Origin of the sequence: Methanoregula sp., assembly GCF_049510175.1 — an archaeon.
Classification (GTDB): Archaea; Halobacteriota; Methanomicrobia; order Methanomicrobiales; family Methanospirillaceae; genus Methanoregula.
In genome coordinates, this window is record NZ_JBEKZF010000033.1 from 1 (window position 1) to 1,405 (window position 1,405).

A 1,405-nucleotide genomic window follows, 5' to 3' on the forward strand; every position below is an offset into this window, starting at 1 on the left:
CTCCTTCACCACCGTCTGTTGAAGCGTCTAAGTCCCGATATAAGATGGAACCATACCCGTCCGTACCGCCCGTAAGTGCGGGCCCGAGGAGCAACCGATGATCGCCAGGATAAACCTCGACGGCCTTGATCGCCCCACAACCTTGGCCTGCGTAACCGTAGGTCGTAACAGGGTTGATGGTCGCGAACGGGCTCCAAGCCTCTCCCTTTTCAGGGGCAGGCGTGTTGAGTAATCGATACCAACCATTCGTTCCATCTGCCACAAACCAGCCGAGGTCTTCGCCGTTGACATACCACGCGACATAAGCCTTGGCGGGATTCCAGTCCAGCCCGGGTTCATTGATATCCAATCGGAAGAGATTCCCAATCGGGTGACCAATGTCATCCATACCAACCGCTGGGTTGAATAGGACGAACTGATGATCTGTCGTGAAGAAGCCGATGAGAGTTCCACACACATCCAGAGCGTTGTAACTACTGAGCCCAACACCTGGGACGTAAACCTGTATGGGCAGGATCGCTCCACCGCTGATGGGAATGACATATACGTCAGACAGCGTGAAGACGAGCATCCCGACCGCGCTAGGAACCAGTCGAGTAACCCGAGACTTCGCAACCTGCGTATTGCCAGGAGCTGTGCCGTCGATTCCATTGCCAGAAGGATCAGCAGGCCCTGTCGTGTAATACACAGTATTCCCGATGGAGTACCAAATCCGATTAAGGAAGTACGTCAGATTCACCGCGCCTGGGAGAGGTGGGGTGTTCTGCTGAGCGGTCGCTCCCTGCACTAGGATGTCGAGACTCGTGTCCTGCGTGCTATCGAGATAGCCGTAGTTCAAATACTGAACAAGAGGAACAGTATACACCGTGTTCCCGTTGCTCGGAACAAGAAGTTCAATCGATCCATTCGCAGACGTCCTAAAGATAGCGACATAATCTGCTTGCGGGTCGATAGCATTGATGTTCAAGCCCGCACCTGGGGCAAAATAGATCTTGCCCCCGACGATCTCGATGCCGACTCCGTTGATCTCATTCGTTGGGCCAAGGTTCGATACCGTGTTGTCCAACGTGTTAACCAAAGCGATTCCATATACAAAACCCTGAGGCCCGAGAGCCGTGAGCGTTCCTATAGTTGAGGAGGCCGTAGACTGCCCTGTACCAACGAACATCCATTGCAGGATTCCACCACTGTCAACAACGACCTGACCAACCGTAGTCGCGCTGGCGAAGTTGGTGTTCGGTACGGATGTGCCCGATATCCCACCCGTGTACGGGAAAAACTCAGAACCATTGTAGATGACCCCTGTTCCCGATGCTGTGACAGGAATGTTCGGAGTGAACACACAGTTACCCGTAGATCCGATATTCTGCCACCAATAAATGCCCGAACCCTCAGGCACGGTATT

General features: G+C 53.7%; 1 protein-coding gene. It reads right to left on the minus strand.

What is annotated here, in order from left to right; all coding sequences use genetic code 11:
* A partial coding sequence (locus tag ABSG49_RS12215) for a hypothetical protein (protein WP_424026409.1) occupies positions 1 to 1,342 on the minus strand: 1,342 nt, incomplete at its 3' end.
* Positions 1,343 to 1,405: the final 63 nt, after the last annotated feature.